Origin of the sequence: Paenochrobactrum glaciei, from assembly GCF_039522165.1 — a bacterium.
GTDB lineage: Bacteria > Pseudomonadota > Alphaproteobacteria > Rhizobiales > Rhizobiaceae > Paenochrobactrum > Paenochrobactrum glaciei.
This window is the reverse complement of sequence record NZ_BAAADE010000001.1, coordinates 84,394-98,790: the sequence shown is the minus strand read 5'-3', so window position 1 is coordinate 98,790 and position 14,397 is coordinate 84,394. Positions and strand designations below refer to the sequence as shown.

General features: G+C 49.5%; 12 protein-coding genes. 10 read left to right on the top strand and 2 right to left on the bottom strand.

Annotated features, from left to right (window positions below; genetic code table 11):
- Nucleotides 1–193: 193 nt before the first annotated feature.
- From ABDZ76_RS00520 to ABDZ76_RS00510, 3 genes are all read left to right on the top strand, one after another.
- The gene (locus tag ABDZ76_RS00520; protein ID WP_343800001.1) at nt 194–1,324 is read left to right on the top strand and encodes a DUF2157 domain-containing protein; all 1,131 of its coding nucleotides are present in this window, start codon (nt 194–196) and stop codon (nt 1,322–1,324) included.
- Nucleotides 1,321–1,890, top strand: coding sequence for a GDYXXLXY domain-containing protein (locus ABDZ76_RS00515; protein WP_343799999.1), 570 nt, complete (start codon nt 1,321–1,323; stop codon nt 1,888–1,890). The genes ABDZ76_RS00520 and ABDZ76_RS00515 overlap by 4 nt, the downstream gene beginning before the upstream one ends.
- A gap of 481 nt (nt 1,891–2,371) precedes the next feature.
- The gene (locus tag ABDZ76_RS00510) at nt 2,372–3,145 is read left to right on the top strand and encodes a tetratricopeptide repeat protein (protein WP_343802844.1); all 774 of its coding nucleotides are present in this window, start codon (nt 2,372–2,374) and stop codon (nt 3,143–3,145) included.
- Nucleotides 3,146–3,226: 81 nt separating this feature from the next.
- Here the strand turns inward: ABDZ76_RS00510 and xth are convergent, their stop codons facing one another.
- Together xth and erpA are read right to left on the bottom strand one after the other, a co-directional pair.
- Nucleotides 3,227–4,015: an exodeoxyribonuclease III gene (gene xth, locus ABDZ76_RS00505; RefSeq protein ID WP_343799997.1), complete on the bottom strand. Its 789-nt coding sequence runs from the start codon at nt 4,013–4,015 to the stop codon at nt 3,227–3,229.
- A gap of 103 nt (nt 4,016–4,118) precedes the next feature.
- The gene (erpA, locus tag ABDZ76_RS00500; RefSeq protein ID WP_343799995.1) at nt 4,119–4,445 is read right to left on the bottom strand and encodes an iron-sulfur cluster insertion protein ErpA; all 327 of its coding nucleotides are present in this window, start codon (nt 4,443–4,445) and stop codon (nt 4,119–4,121) included.
- A 214-nt stretch (nt 4,446–4,659) separates the two neighbouring features.
- Here erpA and ABDZ76_RS00495 point away from each other — a divergent pair, with 214 nt between their 5' ends.
- From ABDZ76_RS00495 to ABDZ76_RS00465, 7 genes are all read left to right on the top strand, one after another.
- Complete coding sequence (locus tag ABDZ76_RS00495) at nt 4,660–5,865, top strand: deoxyguanosinetriphosphate triphosphohydrolase (protein ID WP_343799993.1); 1,206 nt, start codon at nt 4,660–4,662, stop codon at nt 5,863–5,865.
- Between the two features lie 123 nt (nt 5,866–5,988).
- Nucleotides 5,989–7,746 (top strand): arginine--tRNA ligase, encoded by a 1,758-nt coding sequence (argS, locus tag ABDZ76_RS00490; RefSeq protein WP_343799991.1) that lies wholly within the window; start codon nt 5,989–5,991, stop codon nt 7,744–7,746.
- A 205-nt stretch (nt 7,747–7,951) separates the two neighbouring features.
- Complete coding sequence (locus ABDZ76_RS00485) at nt 7,952–10,882, top strand: SPOR domain-containing protein (protein ID WP_343799989.1); 2,931 nt, start codon at nt 7,952–7,954, stop codon at nt 10,880–10,882.
- Nucleotides 10,883–11,054: 172 nt separating this feature from the next.
- Nucleotides 11,055–12,074, top strand: a complete 1,020-nt coding sequence (gene nagZ / locus ABDZ76_RS00480; protein WP_343799987.1) for a beta-N-acetylhexosaminidase — start codon at nt 11,055–11,057, stop codon at nt 12,072–12,074.
- Between the two features lie 21 nt (nt 12,075–12,095).
- Nucleotides 12,096–12,938, top strand: coding sequence for a segregation and condensation protein A (locus ABDZ76_RS00475; protein ID WP_343799985.1), 843 nt, complete (start codon nt 12,096–12,098; stop codon nt 12,936–12,938).
- On the top strand, nt 12,935–13,657 hold the full coding sequence (gene scpB / locus ABDZ76_RS00470; protein ID WP_374844494.1) for an SMC-Scp complex subunit ScpB: 723 nt from the start codon (nt 12,935–12,937) through the stop codon (nt 13,655–13,657). Before ABDZ76_RS00475 ends, scpB begins: the two co-directional genes overlap by 4 nt.
- A 352-nt stretch (nt 13,658–14,009) precedes the next feature.
- Entirely contained in the window at nt 14,010–14,231 is a 222-nt protein-coding gene (locus ABDZ76_RS00465) for a twin-arginine translocase TatA/TatE family subunit (protein ID WP_343799983.1), read from the top strand.
- Nucleotides 14,232–14,397: the final 166 nt, after the last annotated feature.

Here is a 14,397-nt window from a genome sequence, read left to right as displayed (position 1 = left end):
ACAGGTTTGCATAGCTGCCCTGCAAGCCATGCATTTCACAAACCATCATTTCGTCACAAGGTTTAGCTAGACAGAAGGTTCGGGCATATTTTGCATGATCGGCTTTATCCGGCCTTGCTGTAATTTAAGATCGACTTCGCTGTAGTCGCAAATTATAGCTACACAATATATGCATCAGCGAAAGGATCTGCCTTTGTCTTTTTCTATGTCGGTTGAAAAGCTTATTTCCAGTTGGAAAGAGCAGGGACTAATCGATAATGACACGGCCGGAAAATTACTCAGTGATTTAAACGCACGTCGTACAGGCATCGGACTGGGCGGTGTGCTGGCAACGATCGGCGGCCTTTTACTTGGTGCAGCAGTTATTTTGTTAGTGGCTGCCAATTGGCAGGAAATTCCGCGCATTGTGCGGGTCTTGTCAGTTTTTGCAATTATCTGGATTTGTTATATAGGCGGTGTCTGGCGTCGCCTTGCCGGTGATGTGGTTTTTTCCAAAGCGCTTTTTATAATTGCTGCTGCCGCATTTGGCGCGGGCATTGCGTTGGTTGGGCAGATGTATCATATGTCCGGTGATGAGCAGTCAGCCATCCTGCTGTGGACATCGGGCGTTTTTGTTGCCGCCTTCTTGCTGCGAGAGTCGGTTTTAAGCGCTTTTGCAATGTTCCTTGCCTGCTTCTATCTGTTTTCAGCCATACAGCATGATTTTGAAGTTTTGATGTATGAGCGCGGCTTTTACGTCGTACCTGCACTGATAGTGACGGGGGCTGTTGCCGCTTATTTTACGCATTCACGCATCAGCGGCCATCTGGTCGGCCTGTTTACGCTTGCTTGGGTTGGTCTGCTTTATGGTGAAATGAAGCATCCGTTAATTTTGTGGCTGCTTATCGCTGCCGGTGGAGCATTGATGCTCATCGATGGATTAGCTCATGTTCTGCTGCAACGTTTGACGCGTTTTGCCCGCCCTTTGGCCGCTTATGGTTTTCTGGGCGTGATTGGTGCTGTGCTAGCTTTCCAGTTCAGAGATATTCGTTTCTCTTATTTAGATGAGCCGCATGTTCTTTTTTATAGCATCGTCATTTTCGGGCTTTGCATTGGCGCGCTTGTTTTGTGTGGCCGCAATAATGGTGGCTTGCGCGGGCTGGTTTATCTGGTCTTCTCGGGGCAGGTGCTTTATCTCGCCTTTGAGACCATCGGCACGATGATCGGCACATCGGGCTTCTTCTTAACCTCAGGTGTTCTCGTGCTGCTATTGGCTGTCTTCGTGCGCCGTATGGAAAGACGCCTGTCAGGGCATGGCCAGTCAGAAACAGAGGTGCTGCCATGAAGATGAGTGCTAAATATCTTTACGGTGCTGCTATTGTGGTGGCTCTGCTGCAAACTGGTGTTTTGTTTGCCGGCATTGAAAAGCGCGCGCAAATTTTGCGCAACGGACAAGATATTGTCGTGAAGACAAGCCGCGTTGATCCGCGCGATTTGCTGCGTGGTGACTATGTCATTCTTGGCTATGACTTTTCTGAAATACCGCAAGAAGATGTTAAGGGTGCCGTCGAAAACTATGACGGCGACATTTATGTGGGTGTCAAAAAAGGTGTCGACGGATTTTGGCATATGACGCGCGCATCGGTGGACGCATTCACTGATCTTGCTGATGGTGAGTTGCAGATCAAGGGTGAAACTCTGTATCCAATCTGGACGCAATTGGGCGGCAATGTTCGCGTACGATTCGGTATTGAGCGTTATTATGTGCCTGAAGGCGAGGGTTTGGAGATTGAAGGGGAGCTGGATGAGGATAATATCACAGCTATTATCGCAGTTTCCAAAGCTGGCGTTCCACAAATTAAGGCGCTGCAAAATAAGGGCGTGAAAATCTATCAGGAACCTCTTTATTAAGGGGTTCCTATAAATAAATGATTTTATTGATATAATTTGCATTTTTGATCATTTTTTAAAGCGCGAAACTCTGATCATTTATAAAAATATTGTCGGGTTTTGTTAAACATAATTTCTTGAATGTTCGTTGTGGCGATTCCGCAACAGTTTTTTTCAATAAACTATACTAAGCTCAGATCAGGGCAAATTGCCCCTATGCCGCCACAAAGCGGGATAAAGGTTTAATCAATGCGAATGATGGTGGATCTATCCACGTTCAGTGCAGAGTTTAAGTCTAGGGTTTAAATCTGGGCGGTAAATTTAAGTGACATCAAGATGCCTTATTTTGCCATCCGAAAGTCGTAGTGTCGCCGAGAAGTCATATTATACTTTTGACTTAAACGAGGCTTACGTCTTTGACCAACGGGATTAAGAGAAATTGACTGCAATATCCTTGAAAAATTTTGCATTCCCAAGAAAGGGCCATTTCTGCGGCTCTGTATTGGGCTTGGCTTTATTGAGTATTGCAGCAAGCACTCAGGCGGGCTTTGCCTTTGATGTGCAGGACAAATCTAAATCCAACAATCCTTTTGAAGTTTTCTTTTCTGCTTATAAAAGCGGCCATAAAGACGAAGCTGTTAAAGCGCTCCGCTATGCTGCTGAACAAGGACATCCGGGTGCAAACTGGAAGCTGGCGCGTATGTATGCTGACGGCGATGGTGTGCCTGAAGATGATTTTGCCGCCTACCAGATTTTTGAAAAAATCGTGCGTGATGGCGTTGATCCGGGCTCACAGAATGAATCCTATGTGGCTGATGCTCTGACGGCATTGGCTGGCTATGCCCGTCGTGGCATTCCCGGTACGCATGTGAAATCTAATCTGCCGATGGCGCGTGATCTTTACGTGCAGGCTGCGTCCAGCTTTGGTGATCCTGCTGCTCAATATGAATTGGGCAAAATGCTGCTGAATGGCGAGGGCGGTGACCGCAATCCGGTTCAGGCAGCGCGTTGGTTCCAGTTGTCTGCGCAAAAGGGCCACGCCAATGCGCAGGCTATGTTCGGCAATATGCTGTTTCAGGCCGGAAAGACTGTGCAGGGCTTGGCGATGCTGACGGTTGCATTTGAGCATTGCGCCGCACATGACAAAGCATGGATCCGCGAAATGCAGGAGCAGGCTTTTTCGCTTGCCGGTGAAGCTGATCGACGTAATGCGATTGCATTGGCTGGTCGCTGGGGACAGGGCACCAATGTCCGGCTGATGGCTGAAAGCAACTAGGTGCGCCTTGAGGCGCATGTTTTTAAAAGCGCTCACTATGGAGCGCTCCTAATAAAATTCCGTTTCTCTTAAAGCACTTGTTTAAAACGCGTTTTTCAGCGTGATGACGACCGGCACATGGTCCGATGGTTTTTCCCAGCCACGCGTATGTTTTTCAATATCAACTGTTTCAAGAAGATCGGCGGCCTCAGGCGAAAGCATCAGATGGTCAATGCGGATGCCGTTATTTTTCTGCCATGCACCAGCCTGATAATCCCAGAACGAATAGGACTTATCGGCATCAGTAGTGGCACGGAAAGCATCGCTGAAGCCTAAATTTTCCAATTCGCGGAACAGAACGCGTGATGTGCGCAGGAAAAGCGCATCATTAACCCATGCAGCAGGTGTTTCTGCGTCTTTAGGTTCCGGAATAATATTATAGTCACCGGCAAGAATGAGGGGCTCTTCAAGGGCGAGTTGTTCTTCAGCCCAGGAGTTCAGGCGCTTCATCCATGAAAGCTTGTATGGGTATTTTTCCGTATCAACCGGATTGCCGTTAGGCAGATAAAGCGAAACAACGCGCAACACGCCTTGGTCAGTTGAAAATTGCGCCTGAATAAAGCGTGATTGCTCATCGCTGTCATCGCCCGGCAAGCCGCGGGTCACTTCATCAGGTGTTTTCTTGGAGAGAATGGCGACGCCGTTAAAGCCCTTTTGGCCGTGGGTTTCCACGTGATAACCGAGCGCTTCAATCTCCATGCGTGGAAACAATTCATCCACCGATTTGATTTCCTGCAAACAGGCAATATCAGGGGATGATTCTTCCAGCCAATGCAGAAGATTGTCGATACGCGCTTTAACGCCGTTAATATTCCATGTCGCTATTTTCATGGCATTAGGAATAGAGAATTGTGAGGAGAACGGCAAGCGCTATAGGGGGAATGGTTGCGCTTGCCACAGATAAATCAGCCTGTAATCAGGCTTTCAAAACAGCTTAGATCGAGAAGCTGGTGCCGCAGCCGCAAGAGCTGGTGGCATTTGGATTTTGGATCTGGAACGATTGTCCCATCAGGTCATCGACAAAATCAATGACCGAGCCATCCAGATAAGGCAGAGAGATCGCATCGATCAGTACTTTTGATCCGGCGTTTTCAATCACCAGATCATCATCTTCTTGTTCGCTCACCAGTTCATATTTATAAGAAAAACCGGTGCAGCCGCCGCCTTCAACAGAAACGCGCAAAGCTGATTTATCAGGTTCACTGCTGAGAATTTTAGCGATCCGCTTGGCGGCTGAATCTGATACGGATATACCCGTCATGGTTTGCTCCGGATAAAAATCTGCGTCTATTATCATAATATCGCAGCACATCTTATGTCATATCTATGATAGCTAAGAACTGACCGTTAAAGTGTCAATGGTGATTACATGTCGTTTATCAAAGTTTAAGCGACAGAAATATGTTTGTGCTATAGAAAGCGGCATGACAATTTGCGCGAAGCAATCAACATTAAAGTGAAGTGCAGGCGATAAAATGGACAATTTGGACGGAATTGGTTTTGGCTATCGGGAGCGGGCGAGCTATGCCTCTGATCCGGCTAAAAGCCGTGGGCGCTTGGTGCCTGAAGCCGATAGTCCGACGCGCACACCCTATCAGCGCGACCGTGACCGCATTATCCACTCCAATGCATTTCGTCGTTTGAAGCATAAAACCCAAGTTTTTATCGCGCATGAAGGTGACCATTACCGCACCCGTTTGACCCATACGATTGAAGTGGCGCAAATTGCCCGGGCATTGGCGCGTGCCTTGCGGCTGGATGAAGATTTGGCCGAAGCCGTGGCCTTGGTGCATGATTTTGGTCACACACCATTTGGTCATACCGGCGAAGATACGCTGAATGAGCGGATGAAGGATTATGGCGGCTTTGACCATAATGCGCAGTCATTGCGCATCGTCACCAAGCTTGAACATCGCTATGCGGAGTTTGACGGGTTGAACCTCAGCTGGGAGACGCTGGAAGGTTTGGTCAAGCATAATGGGCCACTGACCGGCGCTCATGCGGTGGAAGAGGTCGTGCCGCAGCCGATCCTTGATTTTAACGGCAAATATGATCTGCGGCTTGATAGTTTTGCAAGTCTGGAAGCGCAGTGCGCAGCCATCGCAGATGACATAGCCTATAATGCCCATGATATTGATGATGGCTTGCGGGCAGGGCTTTTGACATTGGAAGGTTTGGAAGATGTGCGGCTCACCCGTGATTTGATTGCGATTGTACGGGGCAAATATCCAAATCTTGATGATGCGCGCGTTGGTTATGAACTGGTGCGCCGCCAGATTACTGTCATGGTTGAGGATGTAATCAAGAAAGCGCGCCGCCGTATTGAGGCATTGCAACCGCAATCCATTGAAGATGTGCGCAACCATTCGTCAGCTTTGGTTGGTTTCTCGCCAGCGATGTTTGAGCAAGAGCGCGAGTTGAAGCGTTACTTGTTTAAAAATCTGTATTTCCACGAAAGCGTTGTCCGACGACGAAGGGTCGCTGACAAAGTTGTGCAGGACTTGTTTGATCTCTATCAGGCAAGCCCTGAAAAGATGCCCGATGAGTGGCAGGCCAAGATGGAAGGCTTGGAAAAACTTCAGAAAGCCAGACATATTGCTGACTTCATCTCCGGTATGACCGACAATTATGCTTTGCGTGAGCATCGACGATTGTTTGACCAAACAGATGAATTGGCTTAATCGGGCGGAAAAGATTTTAAGCGCGATCGATAAGAGTTAGCAAAAGCTTGCTGGTTGCTTTGAGAATTTTATGCATGAGAGGTAGCTTGATAAGATGAGTGCCTCTGCGAAACAGGACAGATCATGAATATCTTTACAGATTTCGATGAACGTATCAAAAAAACGCTGCAAGACATTGATCTTAAAGCAAAAGACGGTGGTGATTTAGACCTTTCACGCGTTGGTGTTGAGCCGCCGCGCGATGCGAGCCATGGTGATATTGCCACCAATGCGGCGATGGTTTTATCTAAGGCTGTTGGTAAAAATCCACGCGAGCTGGCTGAAGAAATTGCAGGTGCTTTGCGTCAGGACAGCGATGTTGAGTCGGTTGATGTTGCAGGTCCCGGCTTTATTAACTTGCGTTTGAAGCCTGCCTATTGGCAGCGCGGCCTTGGCACGATGTTGGCTTCCGGCACTGATTATGGTCGCTCCGGTTTGGGTGAAGGCCGCAAGGTCAATGTGGAATATGTGTCCGCAAACCCAACCGGCCCTATGCATGTCGGTCATTGCCGTGGTGCGGTTGTTGGCGATGTGTTGGCCAATCTTTTGTCCTTCAGCGGCTATGATGTCACTAAAGAATATTACATCAATGATGCGGGCGCGCAGATTGATGTTGTGGCAAAATCTGCTTTCTTGCGTTACCGCGAAGCGTTGGGCGAGGATATCGGTGAAATTCCGGCCGGTCTTTATCCGGGCGATTATCTCGTTCCTGTCGGTCAGGCGCTGGCTGAAGAATTCGGCAATAAGCTGCTTGAAATGCAGGAAGATGAGCGCCTTGAGATTTTGAAAGAGCGCACCATCAAAGCGATGATGGATATGATCCGCGCTGATCTGGAAGCGCTTAATGTGCGCCATGATCTTTTCTATTCGGAAAAGACATTGCACGCCAATCATGCGCAGGCCATCCGTTCAACCATCAATGACCTGACCATGAAAGGTCATGTTTATAAGGGCAAGCTGCCGCCGCCAAAAGGCCAGTTGCCGGATGATTGGGAAGATCGCGAGCAGACTTTGTTCCGCTCCACCGAAGTGGGCGATGATATCGATCGCGCTTTGATGAAGTCTGACGGCTCATTCACCTATTTTGCTGCTGACGTTGCTTATTTCAAAGATAAGTATGATCGTGGCTTTGATGAAATGATCTATGTGCTGGGCGCAGACCATGGCGGCTATGTCAAACGTCTGGAAGCTGTGGCACGCGCTGTGTCTGATGGCAAAGCCAAACTGACTGTGCTGCTTTGCCAGATGGTCAAGCTGTTGCGCGATGGCGAGCCGGTGCGCATGTCAAAGCGTGCAGGCGAATTCATTACACTGCGTGATGTGGTGGATGAAGTTGGCCGTGATCCGGTGCGTTTCATGATGCTGTATCGCAAGAGTGATGTGGCACTTGATTTTGACTTTGCCAAGGTTACCGAACAGTCAAAAGACAATCCGGTTTTCTATGTTCAATATGCATCGGCGCGTTGCCATTCAGTATTCCGTCAGGCACGGGAACAATTGGGCATTGAGACAATAGAAAAAGAATCACTTGCGGCGCATTTAAGTCTTTTAACTGACGAAAGTGAACTGGCCCTGATCCGTAAGCTGGCAGAATATCCGCGTCTTATTGAAGCGGCTTCTAGCCATCAGGAGCCGCATAGACTGGCTTTTTACCTGTATGACCTGGCTTCTGCGTTCCATTCTCAATGGAATAAAGGTTCAGAAAACCAAGATTTACGTTTTATCAAGGTTAACGATACAAACTTGTCACTTGCCAGGCTTGGGCTGGTGCAGGTTGTTTCTGACGTTTTGAAATCCGGACTGACTATTATTGGTGCGGATGCTCCGACGGAAATGCGCTGATCAGGTAAAATAACCGGACAGGAAAAAGTTCGGGATATGCTTGTGAGGCCATAGTTGAATACTTGCAGAATGAAGCTTTGTCATGAAGCTTTGTTCTGCTGGTGTTGACTGGAGACTACTGTCAACTTTTGCCCACATTGCACTGGTATTTGTAATGGTTACAGATATCGGGTGATATCTTTAGGGTATGAGTTAGGAAGAAGTCATGACGGACAGCAGTTATAAAGCCCGCGGCAACGGCGAGCGTCCGGTGCAGGAAGAAGATGATCCGCTGATGCAGCTTTCGCAGATCGGCGGGTTTGATGATTTGTTTTCGGCTCAGTCGAAGCACCAGGATACAACACCTCCGTCTGACGACATGTTCGCCATTGATCTGGAACGCGAATTAGTTGGCGGTCTGGATGATGATTTTTTTGCCCAGGATGTGGCTCAGGATGTGCCGGATGTTTTTGCTGAGACGGTTTCACCGGAACCGGCTGCACCAGCACCTGCGACGCCCGCATCCACCATGGCTGCGGATAATTACCGTGACAGCTACAGAAGCGCGTCAGCGCGTAGCTATGCCAGTTACAATCAGGGTTCGCACGGCTATGGCAGTTTGACCCAGTATTTGCAGTCACAATCACCTGCACCAAGTTCAGTTGTTGAGGAAACACCGGCTGAAAGCTTTGAAGCGCCAGTGGCTGCCTCTGTGCCTGAAGCTGATGTGCCTTATTCTTATGCCGATCATGGTTTTAATGCTGATTTGGAAAATGAACTGGCGTCGGCTTTGTCAGGTCATGAAGATGTGTTGTCCAGCCGCTCGCTTGGCGGGCAGAGCAATGATATTTATTCTTATAATGAAGAGCCACAATTCGCATCCGTAGAGGAGCCGGAATATGTGGCTCCGGCGCCAGCAGTTCCTGCTGCATCGCTGGAAGACGAATTGGCGAATTTGCTTTTCGGTGATGATGCACCTGCTGCGGCAGAGCCTGCACCTGTTTACGCATCGGCACCTGTATATGCTGCGCGTGAAGAAGAGCCGTTTGCGTCTTTTGGCAATGCCGAGCAAAGCTATGAAGCAGAGCAGAGTATTGATGATTTTGCCGCGCAATCTTCCATTGAAGGTGGCAATTATCAGCCAGCTTTTACTCAAAACGCATATGATGAGCCATCTTTTGCCGAAGCACCAAGCTTTGCTGCTGAGCCATATTATGCTGAAGAGCCTCGCTATAGCGAAGAACCAGTTGCTTCAGCACCTGCGCCTCATTCCAATGATGCACCGCCGCAGGATATGTTTTTTGATGATACATCCTTTGCTGTTGAGCCAAGCGACATTGAGCTGAATGCGCTTAATCAGGCATCAGCCGAGTTTGAAGCAACGCTTGCTGATCTGCCTGAAGAAGATACGTTTGAACTGGATGACGAGAACTTCTCGGAAGCCATTGAGCGCGAATTGTCGGCACAGAGCTACTTTGCTTGGGAAAAAGACAAAGTTCAGCCTGAAGAGGCTGGTGAAGAAGTACAGGCCGAAAATTTCTTCTCCGATCAGGATTTTGATTTCTCGGTTGATGAAACTGCGCCAACTGCTTCAACAAGAGAAGCGGAAGCACCGCTGACCTTCGCCCATGCAATTTCAGAAGATGAGCGCAAGCCAGCACCTTTCCCGCATTATGCGGCACAGCGTTCAAGCTTTACGGCTCCAGCGCCTGATGTGGCGACAATGAGCGTTTCCGAAGCAAAAGTTGAGCAGACCCAGCCGCTCGATCTGCCGGAAGTGCCATATTATGATGAGCCGGAAAATGCCGGACTCAACCAGCTTGAAGCAGAATTTGCTGATGTTTTCAGCGCAATCAGCGTTGAAGAAATACAGCCATCAGTCAATGATGCTGCAGCATCGGCTGACCGTGCTTTTGAAGATATTTTCCGCGAGAGCTATGCTGATTTTGCCCCGTCTGCTTCCACCGCAGGTGCGGCTGCCGGACTTGCGGCAGGTGCTGCCGCTGCCGGATTAGCCGGTCGTCGTCAAGCTGATGCACAGACATCATCTTCAGGCAGTCAGGATGATTTTTATAATCATTGGGCTGATGGCAATAATGGTGCCGATGCTGCTGCTCCAAAATCTGCGCCTTATGCAATGGGCGAAGATTTAGGCGCTGCCGCCGAGGCTTATCGTGAGCGTCCGGTGCGTGGTCGCCGTGGCATGTTGCTTGCAACTGCTGCCGGTGTTCTGGTGCTGATCGGCGGTATTGCATATCATTTCATTGGTGGCGGTATCACGTCGGGTGATCCGGTTATTATTCGCTCTGATAATCAGCCTGTGAAAATGCAGCCGGAAAATCCGGGTGGCGCAACTGTGCCTAATCAGGACAAGGCTGTTTATGAGCGCGTTGCGGGCACAATTCCGCAGAATCCGGAGCAAAAATCTCTGGTCAGCGCGCAGGAAGATCCGGTTGATCTGGCCGCTAACGAAGATGAGTTTGGCAGCATTGATGAAGAGCGCAATGACACAATCACTGCGACCAACAATAATGCTCCGGCTGAAGAAGCTCCGCTGATTGCCTCGCGCCCTGTGCAGACCATGGTCGTGCGTCCGGATGGTACAATCGTACCAAACCCTGTCGAAGCACCGCGCCCTGTAACGCCTGTGGCACCGGAACCGGAAGAACTGACACCGGAAAATATCATTGAATCTGCACCGCTGACACCTGCTGATGTGATCAATGCACCGGCAAATAATACGCAGACCAATGCACCTGTTGCACAGCCACGTCCTGTGGAAACACAGACCTTCACACCGCCGGTACAGGCTCCGGTTGCGCCGTCGCGTCCGGCTCAACAGCCAACAACGGTTGTGGGCACTGCAACACCACAGGCGCCTGCTGTGAATGAAGCTCCGGCAGCGCCTGCTGCGGGTGGCTATTATATCCAGATCGCATCGCAGCCTTCTGCTGAACTTGCGCAAAAATCTTTTGCGACCATGGGGCAGAAGTATGCAAGCGTCATTGGTGGTCGTGCTGTTGATATTCGCAAGGCCGACATTCCGGGTAAGGGTACTTATTACCGTGTCCGTATCGCCGCTGGCTCGAAGGCTGATGCCAACGCATTGTGTGAACGCTTTAAAAATGCCGGTGGCAGCTGCTTCGTGACGCAGTAATCAAACCACAATGAATGACAGTTACCTGTCTTCATAAAATATTATAAAAAGACCAAAAACAATTTAGGGCTCGCTCTTGCATGAGTGAGCCCTTTGTTTATCTTTTGCATGATCAATTCCGGTTATGCTATCGGGATGGCAGAGTAGAAATCTTTTGAGAGGGGCAAATCGCATGAGCAAGTGCAAAGCGATGATTGCAGGTGTTGCTGGTACTGAGCTTAGTGCAGATGAATTCGCGTTTTTTCGCGATGTGAACCCATGGGGTGCCATTTTATTCGCCCGTAATGTGGAAAGTCTTGAGCAGCTAAACGAACTGACCACATCCATGCGTGATGCCACAGGGCGTTCTGATCTGCCGATTTTCATCGATCAGGAAGGTGGTCGCGTACAGCGTTTGCGTCCGCCATTGGCGCCGGATTATCCGTCGGCGCAAATGATTGGCGCTGTTTACAAGCGTAATCCAGAGCAGGGCTTGCGCGCTGCATGGCTGCTTGGCCGTTTGCATGCTTTTGATTTGATGTCGGTGGGCGTGAATGTGAACTGCATGCCGGTGCTGGATGTGCCGGTGGAAGGCGCACATGAAGTGATCGGCAGCCGTGCTTATGCTTATTCGCCGGATGTGGTGGCGCTGCTTGGCCGCCAGAGTGCAGAAGGTTTGCTGGCCGGTGGCGTTTTGCCGGTGGTGAAACATATGCCGGGGCATGGCCGAGCTTTTTGTGACACGCATAAGGAACTGGCGCGTGTCACTGTGCCGCTTGCTGAGCTGGTAGCGCATGATTTTGTGCCGTTTAAAGCACTCAATGATTTGCCGATGGCGATGACCGCCCATGTGGTGTTTGAGGCGATTGATCCGGAATATCCGGCAACTTTGTCGGATACGGTTATCAGAACCATTATCCGTGATGTGCTGGAATTTGACGGGCTGGTCATGAGTGATGATATTTCCATGAAAGCCCTGACGGGTGATCTTGGTGATCTGGCCGAGGCGATTATTGCAGCTGGTTGTGATATCGTCCTGCATTGCAGCGGCGATATGGAAGAAATGCAGAAAGTTGCTGCAAGAACCATCACGCTGGAAGGTAAGGCCAAACGACGTGCCGATCTGGCACTGTCTTATGTCGGTGAGCCAGACCTTTCCAATGAGGAAGAACTGCGTGCAGAATTTGCACGTATTTTTAGCGTTGAATCCTGATTGAAATATGGATGAGAGCCAGTGGCTGACCCCAAAGCCCCGATATCAGAGACCATAGCACCGCTTGAGGCGCTGTGGCAGGATAGCGACGCATCAGACGATCCGCCGCTGCAAATTGATATTGAGGGTTTTGAAGGGCCGCTGGATTTGCTGCTGCATCTGGCGCGTAGCCAGAAGGTGGATCTCACCCGTATTTCCGTGCAGTCACTTGCCGAACAATATCTGGAATTCATTGATCAGGCACGGGTTCTGCGGCTTGAACTTGCCGCGGATTATCTGGTGATGGCGGCGTGGCTGGCTTTTTTAAAGTCCAAATTGCTGATCCCGAAACAAGCCGATGATAAAGGCGAGACGGGTGAGGAACTTGCGGCCATGCTGCAATTTCGCCTCAAGCGATTAGAGGCGATGCGTGAGGCGGCTGTGCGCCTTGTCAACCGCAAGCAGTTGGGGCGAGAAGTGTTTAAGCGCGGCGCACCGGAAATGGTGATTGTCGATAAAACCAGCCTGTTTGAAGCCTCACTTTATGAATTGCTTTCAGCCTATACGACACAGCGCCAGCGCATGTCTGTCACACAGGTGGAAATCACTTCGCGAGCCGTGTGGTCACTCAAAGAAGCGCGTGATATTCTGACCGGAATGATCGGCGAGATCGGCGACTGGGTGGCACTTGATCAGTTTTTGATCCGCTATTTAATCGCGCCTGATCAGCGTGTGTCTGCCCTTGCCAGTTCGTTTGCTGCAAGCCTTGAACTGGTGCGTGAAGGCAAACTGGAAATCAAACAAACATCCGCCTTTGAGCCGATTTTCATGCGTAAGGCGACAAAGCAAGCTAAAGTGAGCAAGGACACGGGAGAAGATAATTGAGCGAACTCTCTGAAGTGTCGGATGTCAATCAACCTGAACAGTTAAGCGCGGCTGAGGCGGCAGAACGCCTGAAGTTTGATGAAGCTGTGCGCAAAGTTGAAGCGATTATTTTTGCATCCGCCCAACCGGTTTCCTTGGCTGCATTAAGTGAGCGTGTCCCTAATATCGCCTTGGATAAGGTGCTGGAGCGCTTGCAGTATGATTATCGTATGCGCGGGGTCAATCTGGTTAAGCGCGGCGATGCGTGGGGCTTTCGCACAGCTCCTGATCTGGCGCATTTGATGAGCAAAGAAATCGTGCAGCAGCGTAAGCTCTCAAGGGCTGCTTTGGAAGTTTTGGCGATTATTGCCTATCATCAGCCGGTGACACGAGCGGAATTGGAAGATATTCGCGGTGTTGAAACTTCCAAAGGCACATTGGATGTGCTGATGGAGACAGGCTGGATTAAACTGCGTGGCCGTCGTCGCACACCTGGTCGCCCTGTGACTTACGGCACGACCGAAGCATTCATTGATCACTTTGGTTTGAGTGATATTCGCGATTTGCCGGGCTTGGAAGAGTTGCGCGGGGCAGGGTTGCTGTCTGGCCGTATTCCGGCAGGTTTCAAAATTGCGCCCCCCGATATTGATCTTGATGAATTAACCGCAGATGAAGCGCCGCTTGATGAGGTGAATGTCGAGGATATGGGGCTGCTGACCCCGCTCGACAGCGATGATTAAGCCTTCAAATTACGAATCAAACAGTGACTTCGCGCGTGGTGCCGCTAGTGTTTTTTAAGCCTTTGGATGCAAGCAAATGATGCGGTGTTTGTGTAAATTGTTCTGACTATGGCTGGTTTGCTGCTTATTACAAAAAAAGATTATCAGCACAATTTATGCTAAAATAACAAAACAAATGCTTTTGTTGCCGATAAACTTATGAAATAGGGTGTTTCGGCTGAAAAAATCCGGTGAGGAGGCGCGCACAGGACTGGACACTGTGATAGTTCTGTTTGAAAGATAGCGCCAAAATGATTAAATCGGATTAATCACGTTTTAATGCCGTAGCAAGTGCGGCAAAGAGAGGAATATCATGGGTAGTTTTTCAATCTGGCATTGGCTGATCGTGCTTGCTGTTGTGTTGTTGTTGTTTGGTCGCGGCAAAATCCCTGAATTGATGGGCGATGTTGCTAAAGGCATCAAGAACTTCAAGCAGGGCATGAACGACGACGAAACCAAAGATGACGGCAAAACCATCGAAAACGATGCTGAAGAAGCTGTTCGTCCGGCGGCAAAGAAGACAACAAAGTCATAATTGCTTTTGAACGATTACAGCGACATTCATCGCTGTAATCGTTTTTATATCTGCTATTGGATTTATTGCGCCTTGGTTTGCAGAGTTAACTGTTTGATTAAGCGTGGTTTTGTTATTCTATAATGCAAGATCAGGCTTTTCGTCTGCCGGGTATCGGGATTAAGCG

Coding starts and splice junctions, on each gene's coding strand:
- ABDZ76_RS00515 (WP_343799999.1), top strand. CDS start 1,321: ATGAAGATGAGTGCTAAATATCTTTACGGTGCTGCTATTGTGGTGGCT.
- xth (WP_343799997.1), bottom strand. CDS start 4,015: ATGAAAATAGCGACATGGAATATTAACGGCGTTAAAGCGCGTATCGAC.
- erpA (WP_343799995.1), bottom strand. CDS start 4,445: ATGACGGGTATATCCGTATCAGATTCAGCCGCCAAGCGGATCGCTAAA.
- ABDZ76_RS00495 (WP_343799993.1), top strand. CDS start 4,660: ATGGACAATTTGGACGGAATTGGTTTTGGCTATCGGGAGCGGGCGAGC.
- argS (WP_343799991.1), top strand. CDS start 5,989: ATGAATATCTTTACAGATTTCGATGAACGTATCAAAAAAACGCTGCAA.
- ABDZ76_RS00485 (WP_343799989.1), top strand. CDS start 7,952: ATGACGGACAGCAGTTATAAAGCCCGCGGCAACGGCGAGCGTCCGGTG.
- nagZ (WP_343799987.1), top strand. CDS start 11,055: ATGAGCAAGTGCAAAGCGATGATTGCAGGTGTTGCTGGTACTGAGCTT.
- ABDZ76_RS00465 (WP_343799983.1), top strand. CDS start 14,010: ATGGGTAGTTTTTCAATCTGGCATTGGCTGATCGTGCTTGCTGTTGTG.